Genomic DNA, 9,984 nt, shown 5'->3' with positions numbered 1-9,984 from the left:
CAGGGAGTTATGCAGGACATCCCTAGGAGTCTGCCGACAGAAGGAGCATCGGCTGCAACGCACGATAAACCGGTCTCGCGCGGTACGACCGCCTGCGCCCAGGGCGCTACCCTGGGCTTGTCGGTCGCACCCCGCGATCCTCGGTTTTCGCGCGTTTCGCTTCGATGCCCTCTACCGCGCAGACTCCTCGCGAAAATGGGGTTGCATGGCGCCTGTGCTGCTGGAGCCAGGCGGCATCAGCAAGCAGTGTGAGCGCTCCATGCTCCTGCCGTGCTTCAGCAAGCAGCTTTTGCTGCGCTTCATTCATCGCTTCCAGGCTTGCGATTGAAGGCGCGGTGAAAGTCCTCCCCTCAGGCGTAGAGCTTTCCGCTGCACAACGAGGCCAGCGCATGGCGCAGGTTGGCACGCGCTTGCGCCTCATAGCGTTGGTAGAACAGATCCGTGCCGTAGATGCGCGGCCGGTCGAGAAAGCCCTGCAGCACCGCGCTGCGCCCTGCCACATAGCGCGGCCAGCGCACAAAGAAGTATTCGCGCCGCACATTGCGCTCGAATTGGCGGTACGCCACGTCGCTCTGGCCGAGGATGGCCAGGTCGATATCGACCACCCACTGCGCATCGCCGGTGAGCGGGCCGGGGGTGTGGCGGGTGTCGAGGATGTGCTGGTGCACGATCTGCACCAGCGCGCCGGGCAGGCCCTGGCTCAGGATGAAGCGGCTGGCCCAGTGGGCGCTGCGCTCTTCGTTGTGCGGGCTCCACGGCCAGTAGATGGCGTCGTGGTACCACAGGGCCAGGGCCACGGCGTGGGGGTTGCTGATGGCGCCGGGTTGCTGGTCTTGCGCGGCCTGCAGATGCCGCAAGCAGGCCCAGAGGTGGGTGGTGTCGTGGTAGGCCCGGGGCCAGCGGGACCAGCTGCGCAGCAGGCGCCGGCCTTCCGCACGCCAGGTGGGCGTGTCACGGTCCAGCGCCTGGCCCAGTGCGTTCCAGTGGGCTAGCAGTTCGGCGCTGTGCGCGGGCTGGCGGCGCCAAGGCATGGGGATGTGTCGGAAGGATTTGCGGTCGATTTACCGGAACCGTTCGGGCTGAGCTTGTCGAAGCCTTGCGCGGCGCTTCGACCCTTCGACGGGCTCAGGACAGGCACGCTCAGCGTGAACGGATCCGTATGTCCGAACGCCTATTGGTATCAGGCGATCCGGCCGAGCAGAAGGTACTCCATGAGTGCCTTCTGCACGTGCGGGGTGTTTTGGCTCCGGCCCGCGGCCTGCGGCCGCTTCACGTCCGCTGCGCGGACATGAGCCTGCGCCGAAACAGGCTGCTGGCGCTGGCGCGCCACCGCGCTGCATTTCATGCTACGCGGCCGAGCAGAAGGTACTCCATGAGTGCCTTCTGCACGTGCATCCTGTTCTCCGCCTCATCCCACACCACGGACTGCGGACCGTCGATCACATCTGCCTCCACCTCTTCACCCCGGTGTGCGGGCAGGCAGTGCATGAACAGGGCGTCGGGCTGGGCGGCGGCCATCATTTCGGTGTCGACGCACCAGTCGGCAAAGGCCTTCTTGCGCTCTTCGTTCTCGGCCTCGTAGCCCATGCTGGTCCACACGTCGGTGGTGACCAGGTCGGCGCCTCGGCACGCCTCCATCGGGTCTCTGAAAAATTGATAGCAGTCCGCCTTACTACCATCAGCGGAGAGGGCGATTTTTTCATCAATTTCATAGCCCCTGGGGGTGCTGACATGGACGGTGAAGCCCAAGAGCGACGCGGCCTGCAGCCAGGTGTTGGCCATGTTGTTGCCGTCGCCTACCCACGCCACCGTCTTGCCGGTGATGCTGCCCCGGTGCTCGATGTAGGTGAAGATGTCCGCCAGGATCTGGCAGGGGTGGTATTCGTTGGTCAGCCCGTTGATGACCGGCACGCGCGAGTTGGCGGCAAAGCTTTCGATCTTGGTCTGCTCGTAGGTGCGGATCATCACCAGGTCGGTCATGCGGCTGATGACCTTGGCGCTGTCTTCGATGGGCTCGGCCCGGCCCAGCTGGCTGTCGCCGGTGGTCAGGTGCACCACGCTGCCGCCCAGCTGGTACATGCCGGCCTCGAAGCTCACGCGGGTGCGGGTGCTGGCCTTCTCGAAGATCATGGCCAGCGTGCGGTCCACCAGCGGGTGGTACTTCTCGTAGGCCTTGAATTTCTTCTTGATGATGGCGGCGCGCTCGAACAGGTAGGCGTATTCGTCGGCCGTGAGGTCAGTGAACTGCAGGTAGTGTTTCAGCGTCATGGCAGGGGGCTTTGCTTCATTCGGCCAGGATGGCTTTGACCAGCGGGGTCAGCTTGGCGACGATCTCGTCGGCCTCGGCGGTGGTGAGGATCAGCGGGGGCACCAGACGGATCACGCTGTCGGCCGTGACGGACAGCAGCAGGCCGGCTTCGGCCGCCTGGCCGATCAGCGCGCCGCAGGGCTTGGCCAGCTCGATGCCCAGCATCAGGCCCTGGCCGCGAATCTCCTTCACGCCCGGCAGGCTGCCCAGCTCGCGTTGCAGCGCGGCGCGCAGGTGCTCGCCCACCCGGGCGGCGTTCTGCAGCAGGCCCTCTTCTTCCATGATGCGCAGGGTTTCCACACCGGCCCGCATGGCCAGCGGGTTGCCGCCAAAGGTGGTGCCGTGGTTGCCCGGCTGCAGCACATGGGCGGCCTTGGGGCCAGCCACCACGGCGCCAATCGGCACGCCCGAGCCCAGGCCCTTGGCCAGGGGCATCACGTCAGGCACGATGCCGGCCCACTGGTGGGCAAACCACTTGCCGGTGCGGCCCACGCCGCACTGCACTTCGTCGATCATCATCAGCCAGCCGCGCTCGTCGCACAGCTTGCGCAGCTGCTGCAGGTATTCCACCCGCATGGCGTTGATGCCGCCTTCGCCCTGGATGGTCTCGAAGAACACGGCCACGACGTTGGGGTTGCCTTCGGTGGCCTTTTTGATGGCCTCGATGTCGTTCATCGGCACGCGGATGAAGCCTTCGACCAGCGGGCCGAAGCCGCTGTGGATCTTGGGGTTGCCGGTGGCGGACATGGTGGCAATCGAGCGGCCGTGAAAGGCCTTTTCGTAGACCACGATCTCGGGCTTGGCAATGCCCTTGTCCACGCCATATTTGCGGGCGATCTTGAGCGCGGCCTCGTTGGCCTCCAGGCCCGAGTTGCAGAAGAACACGTTCTGCATGCCCGACAGCGCCACCAGCTTGGCGGCCAACTGCTCCTGCAGCGGCACGTGGTAGTAGTTGGAGGTGTGGATCAGCTTGGTGATCTGGTCCTGCAGCGCGGGGACCAGCTTGGGGTGGTTGTGGCCCAGCGTGTTCACGGCGATGCCGCCCAGTCCGTCCAGGTATTCCTTGCCGTTCACGTCCCACACGCGGCTGCCCTGACCACGTGCCAGCGCGATGGGTACGCGGCCATAGGTGTTCATCACGTGGGGCGAGGCAGCCTCAATGAAAGCGGTCATGCAAGATCTCCAGACGGTGCGGTGAGGGGCTGGCGTGGAGCGGTTCCAGTGCCGAAAGCCCGAAAAAGCGAAGCACGATTCTAGGGGGAGCCCAGCGGCAGCATGTTGACGATTGCGCATTACTGCAATGTCCGGCACTACCAGGGATACCCGCCACCGCCCACGGTTTAGAGGCTCAGCTCTTATATAAGAGTTAGAATGTCGCGTTGCGGTGCAGCATACGGTGATCCCGTATCCGGCGCGCCCATTACCACTCCAATCCCCGATGGTTTCCCCCACCTCCAAAGAAATCTTCATCCAGGGCATCACCCACGACGGGAAGACCTTTCGCCCCAGCGACTGGGCCGAGCGGCTGGCGGGGGTGATGAGCAGCTTTCGCCCCGGCGGCGCGCGCCCGGGCAGCCATCTGAGCTACTCGCCCTGGTGCATTCCCACCACGCTCAATGGCGTGAAATGCGTGGTGGTGCACCGCGACCTGCAAGGCCACGAGCCCATGGCCTGGGATTTCGTGGTGAACTTTGCGCGCGACAACAACCTGCAGGTGGCCGAGGCCTGCCTGCTGCCCGACGCACCCGCCTTACCTCCGCGCGGCTGACGGCGATGAGGGCGGCGCCAGGGCGGGCGCTGTATCGCCCCCGGGCAGTGCGGCATTCGGTGCGGTGCCCGCGCGCAGCATCTGCTCCGTCTGCTGTTTCGCCTGCCAGGCTTTTTCCACAAACGGATCGGTCACGCCATAGTGCCCGTGGCGCACACGCATGAGCAGGTTCGCCGTGGTCATGGCGCCGACGATGCCCTGCACCTCCTGCGCCGTCACCTCGCGCCCGATCTGGGCGGCGTAGGCCTTCAGGGCCTCGCCGGTGAACACGCCCTTCACGTCGCCGCCGATGCTGCAGATGCGCGAGAACACCGCTTCGGCCAGCGGGCCCATGGCCTCCACCTTTTGCAGTTCCACGTCCGCCGCGGCGGCGCCCAGCGACTGGGCGATGGTGGGCAGGTGCTCGTCGGGCCGCGCGTCGGGCGGCAGGCTGCGCAATATGTTCAGCGCCTTCATCAGCTCTTCGGGGCGGCTGCCCATGCTGCGAAACGCCGCCTCGGTCACGTCGGCCGACGGGAGCATGGTGCCGAGCTGGGGGCGCACCTGCTCCAGTACGTAGTCGATGAAGTCGCGGCCCAGCACCGGGAACTCGTTGGTCACCGCCCCGTTGAACGCCTGGTTGCCCTTGAGCGTGAGTTCCTGCACCCGCGCGCGGTGCGAGCCGGTGCCCACAAACAGGAAGTGGCCGGGCGTGCCGGGCCGGGTGTTGACGGCGTCGCGCGCGGCCTTCAGCGCGTGCAGCAGGTGGTCGCCATCGGTGCTGCCCAGCGCGTGCTGCACCTCGTCGATGATGAGCACCACGTCCGTGCGGGCCTGGTCGATCAGCTCGCTGAATGCCCGGGCGAGGGTGGCCCCGTCGTCCTGGCCCAGTTCGGCCAGCTTGAAGCCGAACTTGAACCCGGCCACGCCGGCATCCACGCTGGTCACCTGCTTGAGCCGCTTGAGCAGGCCCGAGCCGGGCATCTGCAGGTCCTGGAGGGTCTTGCGGATGGCTTCATGCACCAGGTCCGCCGGGTTGGCCTGGGGCTGGCTCCACAGGTCCACGTACACCACGATGGCGCCCAGGGCCTCCAGCGCCGGGATCAGGTCGGTGGCGAGGAACGTGGTCTTGCCCACACGCCGCTGGCCGGACAGAAACAGCCCCGAACGCAGCGAGGTGTCCAGAAACGAGGGCCGAAGCAGCTGCGCGGCCATCTGCTTGGCCAGGGCGGTGCGGCGGAAGGTCATGGTTTAGTGGTTTTTATGAAATTCGCATAATTATGCTGATTCAATAATTTTCCGTAAACCGCAGGGGGTCTGCCGCGTGGCTGCACATGTCTGCAGAGCGGGCCAGAAACGAAAAAACCGCCCGAAGGCGGTTTCTCGTTTTCTTTTGCTGGCAGCGCACCCGTTACAAACGGCGAACGGCGGGTGCCGTTCGGGCTGTGGTGGGCCTGGTGGTCAGGCGGAAAATCAGGCGGCTGCCAGAGCCAGGGCTTTCACCTTGGCCGACAGACGGCTCTTGTCGCGAGCAGCCTTGTTCTTGTGGAAGATGCCCTTGTCGGCCACGGTGTCAACCACCGATTGCATCTTGGCGAAGGCTTCAGAAGCCTTGGTCTTGTCGCCGGCCAGAACAGCCTTTTCGACGTTCTTGACAGCGGTGCGGTACTTGGAGCGCAGCGAGGTGTTCGCGGCGTTGATCTTGATGTCCTGGCGGACGCGCTTGCGGCCCGAAGCGAGGCGGGGGTTCTTTTTCTTGGGCTTGGTGGATGCCATGGTGTGTTCCTAAGGGTCTGTGGATGTTGCCAGCAAAGCCCGCGATTATAGCGCACCGGCTTTTGGGGCCCACCACCTGCCGCTTCACCCCGCTTCACCCTCGCGTCACAGACTTCATGCGCGCCTCAAAGCCCCTGCGCAGATTTTCCCCGCCGCGTCTGTCGGCAAGAGAAAGGATCACCATGCTTCCCTGGCCTGTCCCAGCGCATACACTCCCGGCCGTGTCATTGCTCAAAGCCGCTTCCGCCGTTTCCCTGCTGACCCTGGCCTCCCGCGTGACGGGCCTGGCGCGCGACCTGCTGATGGCCTCCATCTTCGGTGCTTCGGCCCTGACGGACGCCTTCAACGTCGCCTTCCGCATTCCCAATCTGTTCCGCCGCCTGTTCGCCGAGGGCGCCTTCAGCCAGGCCTTTGTGCCGGTGCTGGCCACCACCCGCACGCAGCAGGGCGACGAAGCGACGCGGCAGTTGATCTCGGCCGTGGCCACGGCGCTGTTCTGGGTGCTGCTGCTGACCTGCGTGCTGGGCGTGCTGGGCGCGCCCGTGCTGGTGTGGGCCCTGGCCAGCGGCCTGCGGCACAGCGGCGAGGCGTATGACGCGACCGTGCTCATGACGCGTTTCATGTTCCCCTACATCGGCTTCATGTCGCTGGTGGCGCTGTCGGCGGGCATTCTCAACACCTGGCGGCACTTTGCCGTGCCTGCGGCCTCACCCGTGCTGCTCAACCTGTGCATGATCGCCGCCGCCTGGCTGGGGGCTCCGCAACTGCAGGCGCGCGGCATCGAGCCCATCTTTGCGATGGCCGGTGGCGTGATGCTGGGCGGCGTGCTGCAGCTGGCGGTGCAGCTGCCCGTGCTCGCGCGCATGGGCCTGCTGCCGCGCATCGGCGCCACGGCGTCGGCCATCCGCGCCGCGTGGGCCGACCCGGGCGTGCGCCGGGTGCTCACGCTGATGGGCCCGATCCTGCTGGGCGTGGGGGTGGCGCAGATCTCGCTGATGATCAACACGCAGATCGCGTCCTACCTCGCGCCCGGCAGCGTGACCTGGCTGTTCTACGCCGACCGGCTCATGGAATTTCCGACAGCGCTGCTGGGCGTGGCGCTGGGCGTGGTGCTCACGCCCCAGCTCACGGCGGCCAGGGCGGCGGGCGATGCCGACAAATATTCGGCCATGCTGGACTGGGGCCTGCGCATCGTCGTGCTCTTGGCCGTGCCCAGCGCCGTGGCGCTGCTCACCTTCTCCACCCCGCTGGTGGCCACGCTGTTCCACCACGGCAAGCTGGCCGACAGCGATGTGGGCCAGATCGCGGTGGCGCTGTCGGGCTACGGCGCGGGGCTGCTGGGGCTGGTGGCCATCAAGGTGCTGGCACCGGGCTACTACGCCAGCCAGGACGTGCGCACCCCGGTCAAGATCGCCATCGTGGTGCTGGTGATCACCCAGCTGCTCAATGCCGCCCTGGTGCCGTTCATCGCCCATGCCGGCCTTGCCCTGTCCATCGGCCTCGGTGCGCTCGTCAACGCGCTGTGGCTGCTGGTGGGGCTGCTGCGGCGCGGCAGCTACCAGCCGCGGCCGGGCTGGGGCCGGTTTGCGCTGCAGGTGGTGGCGGCCAGCGCGCTGCTGGCCGTGCTGCTGCTGTGGGGCAGCCAGCACTTTGACTGGGTGGGCATGCGGGGCCGGTCGCTGCAACGCGTGGGGCTGCTGGCGGGCCTGATGGTGGCCGCAGCCGTGGTGTATTTCGGGGCACTGTGGGCTGCGGGGCTCAAGCTGCGGCAGGTGCTGCGGCGCTGAAGCGCCGCCGCGGCGCCGCCCCAAATCCGCAATAAACGCCGGGAACCCCGAGCATCTGCGGCTTGACGCCACCCGGGCCCAGATTTACAACCTCGCCATGTCCCTGAGCTATTCCGTACCCACCTCGCTGGAGTACTTCGCATCGCTGGTCCAGAGCGATGACCACTTCCCCCTCCTGGAGGCCGCCGCCAGCCTGGCGCAGGACGAATACCCCGAGCTGGACACCCAGCAACTGCTGGGCGACGTGGACCAGCTGCTGGCGCGCATCCAGCGCCGCCTGCCTGCGGATGCCCCTGCACTGCAGCGGCTGCGCACGCTCAACCAGTTCTTTTTTGCCGACCTCGGTTTTGCGGGCAACGTCAACAACTACTACGACCCCGAGAACAGCTACCTCAATGCCGTGCTGCGCACCCGCCGGGGCATCCCCATCAGCCTGGCCGTGCTGTGGATGGAGCTGGCCCAGGGCCTGGGCCTGCATGCGCGGGGCATTGCGTTCCCGGGCCATTTCATGGTCAAGGTGCTGCTGCCCAAGGGGCAGGTGGTGCTCGACCCGATCTCGGGCCAGTCGCTCAGCCGCGAAGAGCTGGCCGAGCGGCTGGAGCCCTACAAGCGCCAGAGCGGCCTGGTGGACGACTACGACGTGCCGCTGGGCCTGTACCTGCAGGCCGCCACGCCGCGCGACATCATTGCGCGCATGCTGCGCAACCTGAAAGAGGTGCACCGCACGCAGCAGGACTGGCAGCGCCTGATCGCCGTGCTCGACCGCCTCATCGTGCTGCTGCCCGGCGCCTGGGGCGAGCGGCGTGACCGGGGCCTGGCCCACGCCGAGCGCGGCAACACGGCCGAGGCCGTGGCCGATCTGGAGGCGTACCTGGCCCACGCCGATGACGGCCTCGACATCGACCTGATCGCCGACCGCCTGAGCGCGCTGCGCCGGGCAGGCGGCTGAAGGTGACGCTGAACAAGTCCCTCGCGCGCCGCGCATCCCCGCTTTGGGCGGCCTGCCGCGTTGCAAATGCTCGCAATAGCTACGGCTATTGCTGCGCTTTGCGCCTTGCAGTCCATCCCAAACCGGTGCGCGCGCCATCGCGGGGACTTATTCAGCGTCGCCCTCACAAAAAATTCGGCCCATTGCAGCGGCAGCATGTCGAAAACGCGCCGTGCCGTTCGTCGTCAAGGTGTAAGCGAAATCACACGCTTGCCCGTCCGAACCTGTTCAAGGTTCACACTCCCCTCCATCCCCACCCAGGAGACCCGAACATGACGACCAACCCACCTGCCCCGTCCACACCCGCCGCACAGGCCACCGGCACCGTCACCCTGCACCGCGTGCTGCGCGCGCCGGCCGAGCGCATCTACCGCGCGTTTCTGGACGCCGACGCGATGTGCAAGTGGCTGCCGCCCCATGGCTTTAGCGGCCGGGTGCTGAGCCTGGACGTCCGCGTGGGCGGCAGCTACCGCATGCAGTTCACCAACTTCAGCAACGGGCAGACGCACGCCTTTGGCGGTGAATATGTGGAGCTGGTGCCGGGCGAGCGCATCGTGCACACCGACCGCTTTGACGACCCCCACCTGCCCGGCGAGATGCGCACGACCATCATGTTGAGGAAGGTGGTGGTGGGCACCGAGGTGTCCATCGTGCAGGCGGGCATTCCGGCGGTGATTCCGGCCGAGGCGTGCTATCTGGGCTGGCAGGAATCGCTGCAGCTGCTGGCGCTGCTGGTGGAGCCCGAGATTCCCGCCGAATAACCCGGGCAGACTCGGCGGGCTGGGGCGGCCCGCGTGCACCGCCCCGACCCTCCCCGCCCAAACCGGGTTACGCTGCGCGCTTTGACCCGCGGGCCCCGGTACCGCCCCTTCGCCCCTTCTCAAGGCAGCCGCACATGAAAAAACTCCAAGTCACCCTGCAACTCGACATGACCGTGCCCGACCACTGGGAGCTGGTCACCACGTCCGAAGGCACGCCCGTGATCCGCATGGCAGACGGGCAGTACCTGGACATCACCATGGAGCCCCTCTTCGCCAGCGACCCCGAAGACATCTGGACCAGCACCGACGACGAGACCGCGCTGGACGAGGTGCTGGAGATGGTGGAGAGCGAGGACGTGCAGTACACGTTTGTGGCGCAGTGATGTGGTGATGTGGTGATGTCGTGATGCGGTGTGCCGCAGCGCATGCCATCAGGTGCCACCGCATTTAGCCACCGCAACCAGCCATCGCCAGGATTCTGCGCATTGAATCGCTGCAATTTTGATAGCTGTCAGCGCTTACCCATCAAGCGCTAAAGGCTGTTTTGACCTTGATTTTCAGCTACCCGACCGCGCCGCGGCCCACCGGCACCCCCGCCCGTTCGGGCTGAGCCTGTC

10 protein-coding genes are annotated in these 9,984 nt (G+C 66.4%); 5 read left to right on the top strand and 5 right to left on the bottom strand.

Features of this window, described 5'->3' with window-relative positions; genetic code table 11:
- Positions 1 to 350: 350 nt before the first annotated feature.
- The 3 genes from ACOQFS_RS09690 to ACOQFS_RS09680 form a co-directional block, all read right to left on the bottom strand.
- Positions 351 to 1,031, bottom strand: coding sequence for a hypothetical protein (locus tag ACOQFS_RS09690; RefSeq protein WP_421562685.1), 681 nt, complete (start codon positions 1,029 to 1,031; stop codon positions 351 to 353).
- Positions 1,032 to 1,341: 310 nt separating this feature from the next.
- Positions 1,342 to 2,262: an ornithine carbamoyltransferase gene (gene argF / locus ACOQFS_RS09685; protein ID WP_421562686.1), complete on the bottom strand. Its 921-nt coding sequence runs from the start codon at positions 2,260 to 2,262 to the stop codon at positions 1,342 to 1,344.
- A gap of 22 nt (positions 2,263 to 2,284) precedes the next feature.
- Complete coding sequence (locus tag ACOQFS_RS09680; RefSeq protein ID WP_421562684.1) at positions 2,285 to 3,481, bottom strand: aspartate aminotransferase family protein; 1,197 nt, start codon at positions 3,479 to 3,481, stop codon at positions 2,285 to 2,287.
- 265 nt (positions 3,482 to 3,746) lie between these two features.
- Between ACOQFS_RS09680 and ACOQFS_RS09675 the strand changes: the two genes are divergently transcribed.
- Positions 3,747 to 4,076, top strand: coding sequence for a DUF3579 domain-containing protein (locus tag ACOQFS_RS09675; RefSeq protein WP_421562683.1), 330 nt, complete (start codon positions 3,747 to 3,749; stop codon positions 4,074 to 4,076).
- On the opposite strand, the gene ACOQFS_RS09670 is transcribed toward ACOQFS_RS09675, so the two are convergent.
- Entirely contained in the window at positions 4,059 to 5,303 is a 1,245-nt protein-coding gene (locus ACOQFS_RS09670; protein ID WP_421562682.1) for an AAA family ATPase, read from the bottom strand. The two genes, ACOQFS_RS09675 and ACOQFS_RS09670, sit on opposite strands and share 18 nt — an antisense overlap.
- Before the next feature lie 225 nt (positions 5,304 to 5,528).
- Positions 5,529 to 5,831, bottom strand: coding sequence for a 30S ribosomal protein S20 (rpsT, locus tag ACOQFS_RS09665; RefSeq protein ID WP_421562681.1), 303 nt, complete (start codon positions 5,829 to 5,831; stop codon positions 5,529 to 5,531).
- A gap of 221 nt (positions 5,832 to 6,052) precedes the next feature.
- Between rpsT and murJ the strand changes: the two genes are divergently transcribed.
- The 4 genes from murJ to ACOQFS_RS09645 all read left to right on the top strand — a co-directional run bounded on the left by murJ (position 6,053) and on the right by ACOQFS_RS09645 (position 9,750).
- Positions 6,053 to 7,618 (top strand): murein biosynthesis integral membrane protein MurJ, encoded by a 1,566-nt coding sequence (gene murJ / locus ACOQFS_RS09660; protein WP_421562680.1) that lies wholly within the window; start codon positions 6,053 to 6,055, stop codon positions 7,616 to 7,618.
- Between the two features lie 97 nt (positions 7,619 to 7,715).
- Positions 7,716 to 8,567: a SirB1 family protein gene (locus tag ACOQFS_RS09655; protein WP_421562679.1), complete on the top strand. Its 852-nt coding sequence runs from the start codon at positions 7,716 to 7,718 to the stop codon at positions 8,565 to 8,567.
- Between the two features lie 311 nt (positions 8,568 to 8,878).
- Positions 8,879 to 9,367: an SRPBCC family protein gene (locus ACOQFS_RS09650; protein ID WP_421562678.1), complete on the top strand. Its 489-nt coding sequence runs from the start codon at positions 8,879 to 8,881 to the stop codon at positions 9,365 to 9,367.
- Positions 9,368 to 9,501: 134 nt separating this feature from the next.
- Positions 9,502 to 9,750, top strand: a complete 249-nt coding sequence (locus ACOQFS_RS09645) for a hypothetical protein (RefSeq protein WP_421562677.1) — start codon at positions 9,502 to 9,504, stop codon at positions 9,748 to 9,750.
- Positions 9,751 to 9,984: the final 234 nt, after the last annotated feature.

The organism is Paracidovorax sp. MALMAid1276, assembly GCF_049198005.1.
Lineage (GTDB): Bacteria > Pseudomonadota > Gammaproteobacteria > Burkholderiales > Burkholderiaceae_C > Acidovorax.
The sequence above is the reverse complement of the archived record's forward strand: the minus strand, read 5'-3'. Positions and strand labels throughout refer to the sequence as shown.